Source organism: Amorphus sp. 3PC139-8, assembly GCF_040750475.1.
Classification (GTDB): domain Bacteria; phylum Pseudomonadota; class Alphaproteobacteria; order Rhizobiales; family Amorphaceae; genus Amorphus.
This window is the reverse complement of record NZ_JABJVY010000005.1, coordinates 90,990-108,553: the sequence shown is the minus strand read 5'-3', so window position 1 is coordinate 108,553 and position 17,564 is coordinate 90,990. Positions and strand designations below refer to the sequence as shown.

The window sequence follows — 17,564 nt, the reverse complement described above, 5'->3', positions numbered from 1 at the left end:
GGCGGGGCTGTTTGCTGTCGAGGAGCCCTTCCGGACCGAGATTGGCGTGACTTCCCGTCGCTGGCACGGGTCCTCGATCTTGGGCTCCTCAAAAATTTATGGGATTGTCCGTTCTCATCTGAGCGCCGGGACCGTGTGCCCGGGCTTTGGACGGAGGCCTAACCGAATGAGACCATCGCTTGGGCCGGCAGACCGCCAAAATGGTAAGGAGCCGATGGTGAGGCTCGCCTCCGACAGCGACGAATCAGGATTCGGCCTGTGCTACATCGCGTCCGATGTCGCGATTTATCTCTTTTCCGTCATCTGCTTCGTCATGGTTGCGGCCAACTGGGTGATCTTCGGGAACGTCCCCTTCCGCAATCTGATCGACATTTACGGCATCGATCTCCTGGAAATCGCGCTGCTCGCCATCTATTCGGCGGGCTTCGTGTTGATCTCCGTGCTTCGGGCGCGCCACCTCAAGCGCGAATTTCAGCGCCGGGTACAAAGCGAACGCGTCGTCTACGACCTTGCGCATTCCGACCAGTTGACCGGTCTTGCCAACCGAAGGCGGTTTCTGGGCGAGCTGGACGAGGCACTCACCAGGCCCGTGGAGCCGAACCGGGTTCATGCCGTCCTGCTGCTCGATCTGAATGGCTTCAAGACCATCAATGATGGGTTCGGGCATTCGGCAGGGGACGAGGTGCTGCGCGAAGTGGGCCATCGTCTGCAGCGCGCGCTGCGCCGGGGCGAAGGCATTGTGGCTCGGCTCGGGGGCGACGAGTTCGCCATTGTCGTTCAAAATATCAGTGAGGCCGATGTCGAAGGTCTGGCCCAAAGGGTCTTTGCCCTGTTCGATCGGCCGGTGCGGATCTACAACGTCAACTTCGCCGTCGATGCCTCTCTGGGGGCAGCCCTTGCCGAGCGGGACGGGGTGACCTCGTCCGATCTCATCCGGCGTGCGGATCTCGCCCTCTACAAAAGCAAGGCCAACGGTCTTCCGCGCAGCTTCACGCTCTTTACGCCGTCTTTGGAAAGCGGCTTTTGGTCGAACCTGGAACTCTGCGAGGATTTCGAGACGGCGTTGGAGGAAGGGCGGTTCGAGCCCTATTTCCAGCCGATCCTGAATCTGGAAAGCTGTCGGGTGGAGGCGTTCGAGGCGCTGGCGCGCTGGCACCATCCCCGTTTGGGCGTGATTGCGCCGGAAGTCTTCCTTCCCGTCGCCCATGCCCTCGGCAAGATGCCGGATCTTACCGACAGGATCCTTAGGCAGGCTGCGCGATTGGCGGTCCGCTGGCCGGACGACATCCGACTTGCGATGAACGTCTCGGCGGAGGAGCTGAAGGCGCCATCCTTTTCGGCGCGGATTCTGTCGATTTTGGATGGTTCCGGGCTGCCGCCGCACAAACTGGAAATCGAGATTTCCGAGGCGGTCGGGCCCAGCGAAATTGCCATAGCCGCCACCGGGCTCCAGTCGCTCCTGGAGGCTGGAGTGCAATTTTCGCTCGACGATTTCGCATCGGAAGACTGCACGCTTCCGGTGCTCGGGATGCTTCCTTTCTCACGGATGAAGATCGACCGGAGTGTGATCCAGGCGGATGCCTCAGATCGCTTCGAGGTGGCGGTCCTCAAGACCTCCGTCGAACTCGGCCGGACGCTCGAGATCAAGGTGACGGCGGAGGGCGTGGAGACGCCGGACCAGCTCCGGCGCTTGCGCGAACATGGCTGTACGAGCTGCCAAGGCTTTCTTTTTACCCTGCCCCTGAAAGGGGAGGAGATCGGCGCCTTTCTGGCCTCCGATCGTATCTGCGCTGAGGTGAGCTAGAGGCCTGAGGGCAAGGGGTGGCTCCCTCCCTCGCGGACAAAACGACCGCAAGAGCCCTTGTCGTCGGTGCGGTCGGCTGCGACAGTCCCCTGGCGAAACGCCCGCCTTCGAGCCCCCACCCGTCAGATCCGACCGATCTGGCCGATAGGGAGTCGCTTCAGCTTTTCAATCCGAAGCCGTTTTTCGTCGATCGGGTGTCCCACCCGATCTGAGATGGCGTCAACAACAAGAACGGAGTTTGACCCGATGGATCTCGCTAGCCGGCTTGCCGGACGCCGCATGCTCGTAACCGGAGCGTCGAGTGGGCTGGGCGCGCACTTTGCCACCGTTGCCGCGCGGTCCGGGGCCCATGTCGTCGTCGCCGCCCGCCGCAAGGACCGTCTGGACGGTCTCGTCGAGGAGCTGACGGCGGCCGGTGCCGCCTCCGCGCTGGCGGTCGAGCTGGATGTGACCGACGACACCTCGATCGAGACCAGCCTTGCGGAGGTGTTTTCCGCTATGGGAGGGGTCGACGTTCTGGTGAACAACGCCGGGATCGCCACCGAGGGGCATGCGATCGACCAGTCGGTGTCCGATTTCGACAACGTGATGGCGGTCAATCTGCGCGGCGTCTGGCTGATGGCCGTATCGGTCGCGCGGCGCTGGCGGGAGCAGCGCGTCGCGGGCAATGTGATCAACATCGCCTCGATCCTGGGCGAGCGAGTGGCGGCCGGGGTCGGTCCCTATGCGATCTCCAAGGCCGGCGTGGTGCAGATGACCAAGTCGCTGGCGCTGGAGTGGGCGCGGCACGGAATTCGGGTCAACGCGATCGCGCCGGGCTATTTCGAGACCGAGATCAATGCCGCCTTCTTCGAAAGCGAGGCCGGGCAGGGCATGGTGAAGCGGATTCCCATGCGTCGCATCGGCCAGATGGAGGAGCTCGACGGCGTGTTCCTGCTGCTCGCCACCGACGCGTCGAGCTTCATGACGGGGGCCGTCATTCCGGTTGACGGCGGCCATCTGGTTTCATCGCTCTGAAGGTGCTCGATCTGTTTTTTGCGTTGGAGTGGAGGCGAGCGGAAAACCGGTCCCCACTTTTCCTCACCCCGGTCTGGTCAGCCCCCTCTTATTTTTGTACTGAACGGTCCCAAATAAGGGGGCCGGTCGCGGCTTGATGTCGCGCTCCGGTCCCGCCGCTCGAGAATAGGGCTCAACCCGTTCCCATGGCTCCCGTGCTTTCCGTTCGTGGCCTTTCCAAGGTCTATGCGACCGGCTTCGAGGCTTTGAAGTCGGTCGATCTCGATATCGAAAAAGGTGAGATCTTCGCACTGCTCGGCCCGAATGGGGCCGGCAAGACGACGCTCATCTCCATCATCTGCGGTCTGGTCAATGCAAGCCAAGGTCGCGTCGTCATCGGCGGCCACGACACCGTGGATGCCTTCCGGGCCGCCCGCGAAATGGTCGGGCTCGTGCCCCAGGAACTCACCACCGACCAGTTCGAAAAAGTGCAGGATACCGTCGCCTTCAGTCGCGGCCTGTTCGGCAAGCCGAAAGATCCGGCGATCGTCGAGCGGGTCCTGAAGGACCTGTCGCTGTGGGAGAAGCGCGCCAACCAGCTTCGCACGCTCTCCGGCGGCATGAAGCGGCGCGTGATGATCGCCAAGGCGCTCGCGCACGAGCCGTCGGTTCTGTTCCTGGACGAACCGACCGCCGGCGTCGACGTGGAGCTGCGCCGCGACATGTGGGAGGTGGTTCGCCAGCTCCGGGATTCCGGCGTCACGATCATCCTGACCACCCACTATCTGGAGGAGGCGGAGGAGATGGCCGACCGCATCGGCGTCATCTCGCGCGGCGAACTGATGCTGGTGGAGGAAAAGGCCGCGCTGATGCGCCAGCTTGGCCGCAAGCGCCTGACCCTGATCCTGCAGGAGCCGCTCGACACCGTTCCCGAAGGACTGGCCGGTTACGATCTGGCGCTTTCGGAGGATGGATCGGAACTCGTCTACACCTATGACACCCAGGCCGAACGCACCGGCATCACCTCGCTGATGACCGATCTGCGGGCCGCCGAAATCCGTTTCAAGGATCTCTATACCGAGCAAAGCTCGCTGGAGGAGATCTTCGTCAACCTCGTGAGGGAGCGGCGATGAACACCCACGCCGTACGTGCGATTTACGCCTTCGAAATGAATCGGACGGCGCGCACGATTTTGCAGAGCATTATTTCGCCGGTGTTGTCGACGTCGCTCTATTTCGTCGTGTTCGGCGGGGCGATCGGTTCGCGCATCCAGGAGGTCGACGGTGTCAGCTACGGCGCCTTCATCGTGCCCGGCCTGATCATGCTGTCGCTTCTCACCCAGAGCGTGTCGAATGCGGCCTTCGGAATCTATTTTCCGAAGTTCACCGGCACCGTCTACGAGGTGCTGTCGGCGCCGATCTCGGCTTTGGAAATCGTGCTCGGCTATGTCGGCGCGGCCGCGACCAAGTCGATCATCCTGGGACTGATTATCCTGGCGACAGCGGCCCTGTTCGTGCCGATCCGCATCGAGCATCCGTTCGTGATGCTGACATTCCTGGTGCTGACGGCGGTCACCTTCTCCCTGTTCGGCTTTATCATCGGGATCTGGGCCGACGGTTTTGAGAAGCTGCAGCTCATTCCGCTGTTGTTCATCATGCCGCTGACCTTCCTCGGCGGTACGTTCTACTCGATCGCCATGCTGCCGCCGATCTGGCAGAAGATCACGCTGGTGAACCCGGTCGTCTATCTGGTTTCCGGCTTTCGCTGGTCGTTCTACGGCACCTCCGACGTGCCGGTGACGATCTCGCTCGCCATGACGCTGGTGTTCCTGGCGGTCTGTCTCACCGTGATTCGTCTGATCTTCAAGACCGGGTGGCGCCTGCGCCCCTGACCACCACAAGTGGCGGGCGCTGTCGTCTTGCGTTTCGGGTCGTTTGCGCTATATTCGTAAGCGATCCGAACATCTCTATCGGCATCGTTTCGATGCAGACTGAGAGTGGGGCCCGCGGGGCACCCGCTCTTTTTCGTTTACCCGGATCGTCTCGCGCCGCCGCGCGGGAACGATCGCACCTCTGACGCTCGGCAGGAACGCGCTCTGCGCGCCCCCGCCGAGGCGAACCAATGGATCGCGCGTGACTGCTGCCGACAAGCACGACGATATCGAACCTGATTTCGAGCCGGCCGAGACCGGGTCGGACGATGCGCTCGACGAGCCGCGCCTGGTGCGCGAGCAAGGTCTTGATGCGCGCATCGCCACCATCGTCGAGCCGGTGCTTGCCGACCTCGGATACCGTCTGGTGCGGGTCAAGGTCTCCAACCTCAACGGTTGCACGCTTCAGATCATGGCCGAACGGCCGGACGGGACGATGACGGTCGACGACTGCGAGGAAATCTCCAAGGGGATCTCGCCGGTGCTCGATCTCGAAGACCCGATCGACAAGGCCTACAACCTGGAGATCTCGTCGCCGGGAATCGATCGTCCGCTGGTCCGCCGGTCCGACTTCGATCGCTGGATGGGGCACGAGACCAAGATCGAGCTGTCCAGGATGCGCGACGGGCGCAAACGCTTTCGGGGCGTCCTGATCGGTGCGCGCGGCGACAATGCCGTGCTGCGCATCGAGGGCAAGGAGGGGGCGAGCGAGGTCGAGCTGCCGATCGAGGACATCTCCGATGCCCGACTGGTGCTGACCGACGCGCTGATCGAAGATTCGCTGAGGGCGGAGCGCAAGGCGCGCAAGGAAGGGTCGTCCCGCGACGCCTGAGGCGCGCGGTCGACATCAATTTGAGCGCGGCCCCGACCAAGGGCCGAGCGGAGGAAGAAAAGACTATGGCTGTCAGTGCAAACCGCTTGGAGCTTCTGCAGATCGCCGACGCCGTCGCGCGGGAGAAGTCGATCGACCGCGGCATCGTGATCGCGGCCATGGAAGACGCGATTCAGAAGGCTGCGCGGTCGCGCTACGGCTCGGAAACGGAAGTGCGCGCGGAGATCAATCCGCGCACCGGCGATATCCGCCTGCAGCGCCTGCTGGAAGTGGTCGAGACGGTGGAAAATCCGGTCGCCCAGATCGATCTGGATGAGGCCAAGCATCGCAATCCCGATGCTCAACTCGGCGACTTCATCTCCGAGCCGCTGCCGCCGCTGGACTTCGGCCGCATCGCGGCCCAGTCGGCCAAGCAGGTGATTGTGCAGAAGGTGCGCGAGGCCGAGCGCGACCATCAGTATGAAGAGTTCAAGGACCGCATTGGCGAAGTCGTGAACGGCGTCGTAAAGCGGGTCGAATATGGCAACGTGATCGTCGATCTCGGCCGTGGTGAAGCGATCGTGAAGCGCGATCAGCTCATTCCGCGCGAGCTGTTCCGCAACGGCGACCGCATCCGCGCCTACATCATGGACGTTCGGCGCGAGCAGCGCGGTCCGCAGGTGTTCCTGTCGCGCACGCATCCGCAGTTCATGGCGAAGCTGTTCCGCCAGGAAGTGCCGGAAATTTACGACGGTGTGATCGAGGTGAAGTCGGTCGCCCGCGATCCGGGCAGCCGCGCCAAGATCGCGGTGGTGTCGAACGATTCCTCCATCGATCCGGTCGGCGCCTGCGTCGGTATGCGCGGCTCCCGCGTTCAGGCCGTGGTGCAGGAGCTGCAGGGCGAGAAGATCGACATCATTCCGTGGAATCCGGATGCGGCGACCTTCATCGTCAACGCCTTGCAGCCGGCCGAGGTGGCCAAGGTCGTGCTCGACGAGGACGCAGAGCGCATCGAGGTGGTGGTGCCGGACGAGCAGCTTTCGCTCGCCATCGGGCGTCGCGGTCAGAATGTGCGGCTTGCCTCGCAGCTCACCGGCTGGGACATCGATATCCTGACCGAGCAGGAGGAATCGGAGCGCCGTCAGAAGGAATTCCAGGAGCGCACCGAGCTGTTCGTCGAAGGTCTGAACGTGGACGAGGTGGTTGGTCAGCTCCTCGCCTCGGAAGGCTTCACTTCGATCGAGGAAGTGGCCTACGTCGAAACCGACGAGATCTCCGGCATCGAGGGCTTCGACGAGGAGACGGCGGAAGAGATCCAGGCGCGCGCGCGCGAGCATCTGGAAGAGCGCGAGCGCCAGCTCGACGAGGAGCGCCGGTCGCTGGGTGTCGAGGACGAGGTCCGTTCAGTGCCGGGCATCACGACGGCCATGATGGTCGCGCTCGGCAAGGACGACATCAAGACGGTGGAAGATCTCGCCGGCTGCGCCACAGACGATCTGGTCGGCTGGGTGGAGCGCAAGCAGGGCGAGGTCGAACGCCACACCGGCGCCCTGTCCGATTTCGATCTCAGCCGGGCCGATGCCGAGGAGATCATTCTTGCCGCCCGAATCAAGGCCGGCTGGATCACGGAAGAGGATTTGGCGGCGTCCGACGTCGAGGACGATGCCGACGCCGAAGCGTCCGTGGAAAGCTGATAGCCGGCGCTCGGCCGAGGCCGAGCGCGTCGGTACGAGGAACGAGGACTGGAAGGGAGACGCATCGACACGATGCCGCGCAAGAACGAGCCAGCCGAGAGGCAGTGCCTGGTCACCCGAGAGGTGCGGCCGGTCGATCGGCTGATCCGCTTCGTGTGCGATCCCGAAGGTCGGGTGGTGCCGGACATCAAGGGTGACTTGCCGGGACGCGGCGTTTGGGTAACCGCGACACGGGAAGCGGTTGACGCGGCGGAGCGCAAGCGCTTGTTTGGTCGGGGGTTCAAGGCGCAAGTGACGGTCGAGCCGGGGCTCGCCGGTCGGATTGAAGTGCTCCTCACGGAGCGGGCATTGGCGTCGCTGGGGCTCGCCCGCAAGGCGGGCTCCGTTGTGGATGGGTTTCAGTCCGTCGAGGCGGCCATCGGCCGCGATCCGGTCGTCGCGCTGGTTGAGGCAAGCGACGGCGCGGCCGACGGACGTCGCAAGATTCGGCAAGCGGTGACGCGGCGTTTCGGCCGTGAAGACGCGCTTCCTCTTGTGGCAAGCTTTAACGCGGACCAATTGAGTTTGGCATTGGGCCGCGGTCATGTGATACATGCGTGCCTGAAATCGGGCCGGGCGAGCTCCGGATTTCTCGAACGTGTGGATCGACTTGAACGCTTTCGGATCGGGGCCGAGGCGGAAGCCCCCCGTTCGAGCGAGCCTATTATGAATTAAGCGGACCGTACGCCGCAGGATCGAAGGCAAGTATGAGCGAAACGAAAAACACTGGCGACAAGACCTTGAGCGTCGAGCGCAAGAAGACCCTCTCGCTCCGCCGTGGCGTGGAGCAGGGTACCGTGCGCCAAAGCTTCAGCCATGGGCGCTCGAAGTCAGTCGTCGTCGAGAAGAAGAAGCGTCGCGTGGTGGTGCCCGGCTCCCAGGACGCGCGTGGCCAGGAGAGCGCGTCGCCCGCAGCTTCCGAGCCCGCCGCCGAGGCCAAGGCACCGACCGCCCCCGCGTCCGCGCCGGAGGTGAGCGCGCCGGCGACGCCGGCTCCTGCCGCCGAAGCGCCGAAGCAGGCCGCCGAAGCCAAGGCACCGGAGGCACCTGCGCCGACCCCGGAGATCGAAGCGAAGGCGCCTGAAGTCGAGGCGCCGGCACCCGAGGCCAAGCCGGAAGCGCCGGCTGTGGAGGCCAAGGCGCCCGAAGCAAAGGCTCCCGAGGCTCCGACGCCCGAGGTCCCTGCGGCCGAGGCGAAGGCTCCGGCCGCGCCCGCCCCGGCGGTTGAAGCGCCGAAGCCGGCTGCGCCCGCGACCGAAGCCAAGGCGCCTGAAGCAAAGGCTCCCGAAGCCAAAGCGCCGACCCCGGCGGCAAAGCCTGCCGCTGAGCCGCGCCGCGCGCCACAGCAGCCCCAGGGCAAGGGCCAGCCGCAAGGCGGCCGTCGCCAGGACCGCAACGAGCAGCCGCAGCGCGGACGGGGACGCGACGACTCCCGTCGGGACGGCGGCCAGCGCTCCGGGGGGCGTGGGCAGCAGATCCATCGCACCCTGACCGACGCGGAATCCCGCGCCCGGGCGGCGGCGCTCGCCGAGGCGCGCTCGCGCGAGGCGGACGACCAGCGTCGCGCCGAGGAAGAAGCCCGTAAGGAGCGTGAAGAACTGGAGCGCATCCGTCGGGAGAAGGCGGAGGAAGAGGCCCGTCTCATCCAGGAGGCGGAAGAGCGCAAGAAGGCCGAGGAAGAAGAGGCCAAGCGCCAGGCCGAGGAAGAGGCGGCTGCCGCGGTCGCCGGTCCGGAAGCCGAGGCCCGCTCCGATCGCCGCACGCCGGGCAAGGCGAAGGACGAGGAGAGTACGCCGAGCCGCCGCAAGACCCAGGCCGAGCTCGACGACGAGGAAGCTGAGAAGGCCAAGGCCAAGCGCGCTCGCGTCGCGCCGTCCAAGCCGACTCCGAAGACCGACGAGCGTCGTCGGACCAAGCTGACGATTACGACCGCGCTTGAGGACGACAACGAGCGTGGCCGCAGCCTGGCCGCCATGCGCCGTCGTCGCGAGAAGGAAAAGCGGGCGGCCCAGCCTGGTCCCCGGGAGAAGATCGTGCGTGAGGTTGTGCTGCCGGAGACGATCACCATCCAGGAACTCGCCAGCCGTATGGCCGAGCGGGGCGTGGATGTGGTCAAGCTGCTCATGAAGCAGGGGCAAATGCACAAGATCAACGACGTCATCGACGCCGACACCGCAGAGCTGGTCGCGACCGAAATGGGTCACACGGTCAAGCGCGTGTCGGAATCCGACGTCGAGGAAGGCCTGTTCGATCAGCCGGACGAGAACTCCGATCTGGCGGGGCGTCCGCCGGTCGTCACCATCATGGGTCACGTCGATCACGGCAAGACGTCGCTTCTGGACGCCATCCGCAAGGCCAACGTCGTGTCCGGCGAGGCGGGCGGCATCACCCAGCACATCGGCGCCTATCAGGTCGAGCAGGATGGCCAGAAGATCACCTTCCTGGATACGCCGGGCCATGCGGCGTTTACCGCCATGCGTGCCCGCGGCGCGACGGCCACGGACATCGTGATCCTGGTGGTGGCCGCCGACGACGGCATCATGCCGCAGACGATCGAGGCGATTCACCACGCGCGGGCGGCAAACGTCCCGATCATCGTGGCGATCAACAAGATCGACAAGCCGGGCGCGGATCCGGGCAGGGTGCGCACCGAGCTGCTGCAGCACGAGATCGTCGTGGAATCGATGGGTGGCGATACGCTTGAGGTTGAGGTCTCCGCGCTCAAGCAGACCAACCTCGACAAGCTGCTCGAGGCGATCCTGCTGCAGTCGGAAGTGCTGGAGCTCAAGGCCAACCCGGATCGCCCGGCCGAAGGCATCGTGATCGAAGCTCAGCTTGATCGCGGTCGCGGTTCGGTCGCCACGGTGCTGGTGCAGCGTGGCACGCTGCGGGTCGGCGACGTCCTGATCGCCGGTCCGGAGTGGGGCCGCGTGCGTGCGCTGATCAACGATCACGGCCAGCAGGTCTCCGAAGCGGGGCCGTCGATGCCGGTCGAAGTGCTCGGCCTGCAAGCGACGCCCCATGCGGGCGACCGCTTCGCGGTGGTCGAGAACGAGGCGCGCGCCCGTGAGATCTCGGAGTATCGCCAGCGTCTGCGTCGCGAAAAGCAGTCGGCAAAGCCGATGGCCCGCGGCTCGCTGGAGCAGATGATGAGCGATCTGAAGGCCGCCGGTCGCGCCGAATTCCCGCTCGTCATCAAGGGCGACGTGCAGGGCTCGGTCGAGGCGATCATCGGCTCTCTGGAGAAGCTGAACACGGACGAGGTCGCTGCCCGCGTGCTGCACTCCGGTGTCGGCGCTATCACCGAGTCCGACGTCACGCTCGCGGAGGCGTCGGGTGCGGCGATCATCGGCTTCAACGTTCGTGCCAACCGCCAGGCTCGGGATGCGGCCGATCGGGCCGGTGTCGAGATCCGCTACTACAACATCATCTACAACCTGATCGATGATGTGAAAGCGGCCATGTCCGGCATGTTGTCGCCGGAGCGTCGCGAGACGTTCCTGGGCAACGCGGAGATCCTGGAAGTCTTCAACATCACCAAGGTCGGCAAGGTCGCCGGCTGCCGCGTCACGGAAGGCATGGTGGAGCGCGGTGCGTCGGTCCGCCTGCTGCGCGACAACGTGGTGATCCACGAAGGCAAGCTCGGCACGCTGAAGCGCTTCAAGGACGAGGTGAAGGAAGTTCAGGTCGGCCAGGAATGCGGTATGGCCTTCGAGAACTACCAGGACATCCGACCCGGCGACTTCATCGAGTGCTATCGGGTGGAAGAGGTGGCGCGGTCGCTCTAAGGCGACCGTAGCCAGCCGGGCAAAAGAAGGCATCGTCGTCGGGCTCGTCGGTGGAGACACCGAACCGTTCGCTCCGGCATGTGCCGACGCTGCGCTTCTTCCGGCAGCGCTCGACGCCATCTCCGACCGGATCGAAGCGCGATGCGCGATCTGGAACGGGCGGCTCGATCAGATTGAACGAGACGTCGGGCGGCTCGCGTTGCGCGCCGCTTTCGATGGCGGTGGCAAACGACAAGGCCGCTGAAAGCGGATCAAGCAAACTCGGTTTTCGATATGACGTTTTCACAACGCCAGTTGCGGGTGGGCGAACTCGTCCGCCACGCCCTGTCCGATATTTTCATGCGCGGCGATGTGCACGGCCTCGCGGTGCCGAGTCATCTCGTGACCGTGCCGGAAGTCCGGATGAGCCCGGATCTGAAGGTGGCGACCGTGCTTGTCATGCCGCTCGGCGGCGGCGACCGGGCCACGACGGTCAAGGCGCTGGAGGCCAGCCGGCGCGAGCTCAAGGCGGAGCTCTCCAAGCGCGTGGAGCTCAAATTCCTGCCCGATCTCAGGTTCGTCATCGATACGCGTTACGATGACGACGACCGCATCAATGCGCTCCTGGATTCGCCGGACGTGCGCAAGGATGTCGAGGACGGTACGGAGGACGAGGCGTGAGCGATCTTTCGACCGAGCCGAATGCGTCGGAGACGAACGCGACTGAGGCCGAACCGGCGAAACGCGGCAAGCCCCAGCGCCGCAAGCGCGACATCACCGGTTGGCTGATCCTCGACAAGCCCGTTGGCCTGACCTCCACCGAGGCGCTCGGCGCGGTGAAGCGACTGTTTCGGCCGCAGAAGGCCGGTCATGCCGGCACGCTGGATCCGTTGGCGTCCGGCCTGCTGCCGATCGCCTTCGGCGAGGCGACCAAGACGGTGCCTTACGTCGTGGACGGCCGGAAGGTCTACAGCTTCGTCGTCAAATGGGGCGTCGAAACCGACACCGACGACGCCGAGGGCGAAATCGCGGCAACGTCGGATATCCGTCCGGACGAGGCGGCGATTCGGACGATCCTTTCCGATTTCACCGGTGAGATAGAGCAGGTTCCGCCGCGCTACTCCGCAATCAAGATCGCCGGCGAACGCGCCTACGACCTCGCCCGTGCCGGGGAAGAGGTGGAGCTCCAGGCCCGCACCATTCGCGTCTACGATTTGAGGCTCGTCGATCGGCCGAGTGCCGACGAGGCGGTGTTCGAGGCGGAGTGCGGCAAGGGCACCTACGTGCGCGCACTCGCTCGCGACATGGGCCGGGCGCTTGGCACCTGCGGTCACGTCTCGCGTCTGCGGCGGCTCGCCGTCGGGCCGTTCGCCGAGGAGGATATGATTACCCTCGACGCGTTGCGCGAGATCGCCGAGGAGGAAGACGGCGCGGCCAAGTTGGACGATTGTCTCCTGCCGGTGGAAGAGGCGCTCGACGATCTGCCTCTGGTGACGGTGACCGGCAGCGACGCGGGTCGGCTGCGTCGGGGGCAGGCCGTGATCCTGAAGGGCCGGGACGCGCCGGTCTTTGCCGGCGAGGCCTACGCCATGGCGGCCGGTCGGCTGGTCGCGCTGGGCGAGGTGGAGCGCGGAACCTTCAATCCCAAGCGCGTTTTCCGCCATTCCGAACCGCGTCGGTGAGCGGATTCGGCAATTTTACTGGCGTCACCGCAAAGAATTGCTTATCTAGGCGGCGATGAGCCGGGCGGCCTTGCTGCTTCCCGGCTCTTGGTCATGGATTCGCACATGCGAACGCTCCGGCGACCGGGACGTTCGGATCTGTGAGTCCATGACCTTATCCATTGGCGACCCTGCTGGACGACATCCCGGCATCGGCCGCCAAGGGGAGGGAACGAAGGGTCTTGGTTCGGTCGCAGGCAGCCTCGGTTGCGATGATCGAAAAGACGGCCCGCTTGTCTGCTTCGCCTCCCCAACAAGAAAAAACCGGGCTGCATCTGCGGCCTTCAATGTTGTGAAAGGACCCCGATGTCGATCACTGCTGAACGCAAGCAAGAGCTCATCAAGGAATTCGCGAAGGCCGATGGCGACACCGGCTCGGCGGAAGTCCAGATCGCGATCCTGACCGAGCGCATCATCAACCTGACCGAGCACTTCAAGACCCACGCCAAGGACAATCACTCCCGGCGGGGCCTTCTGAAGCTGGTCAGCCAGCGGCGTCATCTTCTGGACTATCTGCGGAAGGTGGAAGAGAGCCGCTATCAGGACGTGATCAAGCGCCTCGGCATTCGCCGCTGAGCTGATTGCATCCTTCAGGCGCCGCGGCCGGCTGTTCCGGACCGCGGCGTCCTTGTTTTGCTTTTGGCGGCAGCCGGCTTTGCGCCCTGTCGCCTGACATAGGGCCGGGGCGAACCGTCGCCAGGTGCCCAAACCGCCCGCACGAACGGAGAAACTGCGTGGCCATGGGGCAGGATCGCACGGCAAAGGAGGGGGCCATCGGTCAGATGGCTGCCGCTCCTGTGTCTTGCCGTCTTGCCCATGGTCCGTCGTGCCGTTCCCGCATGACGTGAGGAAAACCATGTTCGAAATTTACAAAGAAACCATCGAGTGGGGCGGCCGTCCGCTCACGCTCGAGACCGGCCGTATCGCCCGCCAGGCCGACGGCGCCGTGCTCGCCACCTATGGCGAGACCACCGTGCTGGCCACCGTCGTCTCCGAGAAGGAGCCCAAGCCCGGCTTCGACTTCTTCCCGCTGACGGTGAACTACCAGGAGAAGGCATTTGCCGCGGGCCGCATCCCCGGTGGCTTCTTCAAGCGCGAAGGCCGGCCGGCCGAGCACGAGGTGCTGACCTCGCGCCTGATCGACCGCCCGATCCGTCCGCTGTTCGCCGACGGCTACAAGAACGACACCCAAGTGATCGTCACCGTCCTGTCGCATGATCTGGAAAATGCGCCGGACATGGTCGCCATGGTTGCCGCATCCGCCGCGCTCACGCTGTCCGGCGTGCCCTTCATGGGTCCGATCGGCGGCGCCCGCGTCGGCCTGATCGACGGCGAGTTCGTGCTGAACCCCGAGATCGACCGTATGGCCGATTCCAAGCTCGACCTGGTGGTCGCCGGCACCGCCGACGCTGTCCTGATGGTGGAATCGGAGGCGAAGGAGCTCTCCGAGGACGAGATGCTCTCCGCCGTCATGTTCGGCCACAAGGGCTTCCAGCCGGTGATCGACGCGATCATCCGTCTCGCCGAAAAGGGCGCCAAGGAGCCGCGCGAGCATTCCGTGCCGGACACCTCCGCGCTGATGGCGAAGGTCAAGGAGATCGCCGAGGCGGACCTGCGCGCCGCCTACCAAATCCCGGTGAAGTTCGAGCGTCGCGACGCCATCTCCGCCGTCAAGGAGAAGGTCGTCGCCAAGCTGTGCACCGAGGAAGGCGCCGCTGGTGGCGAGGTCTACGCCAAGGAGGCAGTCGGCGGTCAGTTCAAGGCGCTTGAGGCCGAGATCGTCCGCGGTCGGATCCTTGACGACAAGATCCGTATCGATGGCCGCGACCTGCAGACGGTGCGCCCGATCGAGGCCCAGGTCGGCATTCTGCCGCGGACCCATGGCTCGGCGCTGTTCACCCGTGGCGAGACCCAGGCGATGGTCGTGACCACGCTGGGCACCGGCGACGATGAACAGTTCATCGATGCGCTGGAGGGGACCTACAAGGCCACCTTCATGCTGCACTACAACTTCCCGCCGTTCTCGGTCGGTGAAACCGGCCGCATGGGCTCGCCGGGCCGCCGCGAAATCGGCCACGGCAAGCTCGCCTGGCGCGCGGTGCACCCGGTTCTGCCGCTGCATCACGAATTCCCGTACACGATCCGCGTGGTCTCCGAGATCACCGAGTCCAACGGGTCCTCGTCGATGGCCACGGTCTGCGGCTCTTCGCTGGCTATGATGGATGCCGGCGTGCCGCTGAAGCGTCCGGTGGCCGGCATCGCCATGGGACTCATCAAGGAGGGCGACCGCTTCGCCGTGCTCTCCGACATCCTCGGCGACGAGGATCATCTGGGCGACATGGACTTCAAGGTGGCCGGCACCGAAGCTGGCGTCACCTCGCTGCAGATGGACATCAAGATCGACGGCATTACCGAGGAGATCATGAAGGTCGCCCTCGCCCAGGCGAAGGATGGCCGGACCCATATCCTCGGCGAAATGTCCAAGGCGCTGTCGGAAGCCCGCACCGATCTTGGCGAGTATGCTCCGCGCATCGAAGTCATCACCATCCCGGTCGACAAGATCCGCGAAGTGATTGGCTCGGGCGGTAAGGTGATCCGCGAGATCGTGGAGAAAACCGGTGCCAAGATCGACATCTCCGACGACGGCACCGTCAAGGTCGCCTCGGCGGACGGCAAGGCGATCACGGCCGCGCTGAACTGGATCAAGGGCATTGCCGCCGAGCCCGAGGTCAACGCGATCTACGAGGGCACGGTCGTGAAGACCGTCGACTTCGGCGCGTTCGTGAACTTCTTCGGCTCCCGCGACGGGCTGGTGCATATCTCCCAGCTCACCAATGGCCGCCCGGAGAAGGTCACCGACGTGGTCAAGGAAGGCGACAAGGTCTGGGTGAAGCTGCTCGGCTTCGACGAGCGCGGCAAGGTTCGCCTGTCGATGAAGGTCGTCGACCAGGAAACCGGCAAGGAAATCGCGCCGGACGCCGCCTGATCGGTCGACCGGTCACAAGCGGGGCGTCTGTCCCGCCGGAAATTGACGAAGCCCCCGGCTCGCGCCGGGGGTTTTTTTGTTCTCGGGATTGAAAAGCGGGACAGCTCCAGCTCTCCCGGTAGTCCGGGCGCAAACGTGATATGGGTGGTTGGACAGGCGGGGAGGGGCACCATGTCGTCGACCGTTGCGGTCGCGCTCGGCTATACGTTGATCCCGGTTGCGGCCGCGGTCGTCGGGGCCTTGCTTGCGATCTTTCGCCGGCCCGGTCCGGTTCTGACCAGCGCCGTCCAGCATTTCGCCGCGGGCGTGGTGTTTGCCGCCGCGGCCGGTGAAATCCTCCCCGATATTCTCGACGAAGGCGGTGTGATGCCGACCCTGATCGGCGGTTTCGCTGGCATCGCCGCCATGCTCCTGGTCGGGCAACTGGAGAAAATCGCCAAAGGACCGGTCGGCCTGCTGACCACCGTCGGTGTGGATCTCTTGATCGACGGCTTGGTGCTGGGGATTGCCTTCGCGGCTGGCGCCTCTGCAGGGATTCTGCTCACGGCGGCGCTAACGCTGGAGGTCCTGTTCCTCGGCGTTTCGACCGCGATCGGGCTGGGGGAGGAGATGTCCTCGCGGCTGAAGGCGGTGCTCGCGACCGTCGCTGTCGTGCTCTTGATGCCCGTAGGCGTGCTTCTGTCGGCGCCGGTCGCCTTTGCCGAACCGGCGGTCAAGGCCGGCCTGTTCGCGTTCGGGCTGATTGCGCTCCTCTATCTCGTGACGGAGGAGCTGTTGGTTGAGGCGCATGAGCAAGCGGAGGATCGGCCCTGGGTCACCGCGCTCTTTTTTATTGGCTTTCTGGTCCTGATCTTGCTTCAGGAAGCGGTCGGGTAGAACGGGCCCGTCAGGTATTCCCACCTGATTGGAAAAGGCGCTATATTGTTACATTGTCGTGTTTCGGCGCCGCGCTCCGATTTCTATGTTTTCTAAATTTGCTCTATTGCGTGGAATTTGCCCATGCTTGAGGACAAAAAGCTTTTTGATTTCGCAGAGGCGATCCGGAACACCGGTCGTATGAATGAGGCATGGCAACTGATCAATCGGGAAATGGATCAGTTCGGCTTCACTGGCGGTACCTACATTCTTTATACCGAGCTCCGCAACGGCTCCATCAGCGATGATATGCTGTTCTTCTCGAGCTACGATGCCGATTTCCTGCAAACCTATATCGGCGAGGGCATGGCCGATCATGACTATGCTGTGTTGCATTGCGCCCATAGTGATCGGCCAGCCAGATGGAGCGATATCAAGGACAAATACCGCACGCCGAAGCGGGGGGTGTTCAACGAAATCTCCAGTGACTACGGGCTGCGAGAAGGGTTCGTGATCCCGATCAAGGATCGGCGCGGGCTTTTGATCAGCGGAATCGGATTCTGCATGTCGAACGAGCAGGAAGCGGAAGCAACGCGCCTGCTCACGGACCAGTGGGATTCTATTTCCCAGCTTTGTCTCGTTTTCGACGAGGCGGTAAAGACATCCGGAAAACTACGGGGCGGATACGGGCTTACATCCCGTGAGATCGACTGTATTAGATTGGTTTGTCAAGGCAAATACAATAAGGAAATCGCCGATATTTTGAAATTGGCCGACAAAACGGTCGAGAACTATCTTCAAAATGCGGCACAGAAGTTGCGTGCCCGCAATAAGCACCACTTGGCTGCCAAGGCTGCGGTGCTGGGCTTCGCTGCGCCTTAGGTCATGACCCAATGTCCCGTAGGGGGAAATCCCCGTATTGCTGCGTCTGTCGCAGCCCTCTAAAGTTGTACCGGGTATT

The 17,564-nt window shown here is 64.2% G+C and carries 14 protein-coding genes; all 14 read left to right on the top strand.

Annotation, left to right across the window (positions count from 1 at the left end; genetic code table 11):
* The first annotated feature begins 214 nt into the window (after positions 1-214).
* The 14 genes from HNS03_RS07070 (at position 215) to HNS03_RS07005 (ending at position 17,485) form a co-directional block, all read left to right on the top strand.
* Positions 215-1,804 carry a putative bifunctional diguanylate cyclase/phosphodiesterase gene (locus tag HNS03_RS07070; protein WP_367194052.1) on the top strand — a complete coding sequence of 530 codons (1,590 nt, stop codon included), beginning with the start codon at positions 215-217 and terminating at the stop codon, positions 1,802-1,804.
* A gap of 246 nt (positions 1,805-2,050) precedes the next feature.
* A complete protein-coding gene (locus HNS03_RS07065) occupies positions 2,051-2,821 on the top strand; it encodes an SDR family NAD(P)-dependent oxidoreductase (protein ID WP_367194051.1) in 771 nt (256 codons plus the stop codon).
* 185 nt (positions 2,822-3,006) lie between these two features.
* Positions 3,007-3,933: an ABC transporter ATP-binding protein gene (locus HNS03_RS07060; RefSeq protein ID WP_367194049.1), complete on the top strand. Its 927-nt coding sequence runs from the start codon at positions 3,007-3,009 to the stop codon at positions 3,931-3,933.
* Positions 3,930-4,691: an ABC transporter permease gene (locus HNS03_RS07055; protein ID WP_367194048.1), complete on the top strand. Its 762-nt coding sequence runs from the start codon at positions 3,930-3,932 to the stop codon at positions 4,689-4,691. The genes HNS03_RS07060 and HNS03_RS07055 overlap by 4 nt, the downstream gene beginning before the upstream one ends.
* Before the next feature lie 241 nt (positions 4,692-4,932).
* Positions 4,933-5,562 (top strand): ribosome maturation factor RimP, encoded by a 630-nt coding sequence (gene rimP, locus HNS03_RS07050; RefSeq protein ID WP_367194046.1) that lies wholly within the window; start codon positions 4,933-4,935, stop codon positions 5,560-5,562.
* 65 nt (positions 5,563-5,627) lie between these two features.
* Positions 5,628-7,235, top strand: coding sequence for a transcription termination factor NusA (gene nusA / locus HNS03_RS07045; protein ID WP_367194045.1), 1,608 nt, complete (start codon positions 5,628-5,630; stop codon positions 7,233-7,235).
* 72 nt (positions 7,236-7,307) lie between these two features.
* Positions 7,308-7,949: an RNA-binding protein gene (locus tag HNS03_RS07040; protein WP_367194044.1), complete on the top strand. Its 642-nt coding sequence runs from the start codon at positions 7,308-7,310 to the stop codon at positions 7,947-7,949.
* Between the two features lie 32 nt (positions 7,950-7,981).
* Entirely contained in the window at positions 7,982-11,062 is a 3,081-nt protein-coding gene (gene infB / locus HNS03_RS07035; RefSeq protein WP_367194042.1) for a translation initiation factor IF-2, read from the top strand.
* A gap of 273 nt (positions 11,063-11,335) precedes the next feature.
* Entirely contained in the window at positions 11,336-11,722 is a 387-nt protein-coding gene (gene rbfA, locus HNS03_RS07030; RefSeq protein ID WP_367194040.1) for a 30S ribosome-binding factor RbfA, read from the top strand.
* 92 nt (positions 11,723-11,814) lie between these two features.
* Positions 11,815-12,723 (top strand): tRNA pseudouridine(55) synthase TruB, encoded by a 909-nt coding sequence (gene truB, locus HNS03_RS07025; RefSeq protein ID WP_367194199.1) that lies wholly within the window; start codon positions 11,815-11,817, stop codon positions 12,721-12,723.
* Between the two features lie 345 nt (positions 12,724-13,068).
* Complete coding sequence (gene rpsO / locus HNS03_RS07020) at positions 13,069-13,338, top strand: 30S ribosomal protein S15 (protein WP_367194039.1); 270 nt, start codon at positions 13,069-13,071, stop codon at positions 13,336-13,338.
* A gap of 280 nt (positions 13,339-13,618) precedes the next feature.
* Complete coding sequence (pnp, locus tag HNS03_RS07015) at positions 13,619-15,748, top strand: polyribonucleotide nucleotidyltransferase (protein ID WP_367194037.1); 2,130 nt, start codon at positions 13,619-13,621, stop codon at positions 15,746-15,748.
* 171 nt (positions 15,749-15,919) lie between these two features.
* Positions 15,920-16,624, top strand: a complete 705-nt coding sequence (locus HNS03_RS07010) for a ZIP family metal transporter (RefSeq protein WP_367194036.1) — start codon at positions 15,920-15,922, stop codon at positions 16,622-16,624.
* Positions 16,625-16,747: 123 nt separating this feature from the next.
* Positions 16,748-17,485: an autoinducer binding domain-containing protein gene (locus HNS03_RS07005; RefSeq protein ID WP_367194034.1), complete on the top strand. Its 738-nt coding sequence runs from the start codon at positions 16,748-16,750 to the stop codon at positions 17,483-17,485.
* Positions 17,486-17,564 lie beyond the last annotated feature (79 nt).